Below are 348 nucleotides of genomic sequence, written 5' to 3' on the forward strand. Positions count from 1 at the left end.
TGACAGCGACATCCAGCCCGTCAGGTCCCGTTCACGCCGCCACACCCGTTTTGCCACCCTGCGGCCCAGCGGGTCGTAAAGATAACGGCTTTCGACCAGCGGCTCTGCATATTGTGTCCGCGTGTAGTGCACCAGCCGGTGCCGGCTGTCGTAATGGTACCGGTGAGTCCGCTCATCATCCGTGCGGATAACCCCTTCCGGGATGAGGTCGGTTTTCTCCGTCAGCCTGCCGTGACGGTCATACCGGTAAAGATAGTGCGCGTCGCGGGCGATACGGTTATCCGGCCACATGCTGAGGGTGCTGTCCGGGTGCAGCTCCGGGTCGGGCAGGCGGTTACCTGCCGGGTC

At 63.5% G+C, this 348-nt stretch carries 1 protein-coding gene; it reads right to left on the reverse strand.

The annotated features are described in order from the left end of the window. The coding region (locus BEB42_RS26025; RefSeq protein ID WP_172954562.1) for an RHS repeat protein at nt 1–348 on the reverse strand (348 nt) is incomplete at both ends.

This window comes from Escherichia sp. MOD1-EC5990 (genome assembly GCF_002965285.1).
Taxonomy (GTDB): domain Bacteria; phylum Pseudomonadota; class Gammaproteobacteria; order Enterobacterales; family Enterobacteriaceae; genus Escherichia; species Escherichia coli_F.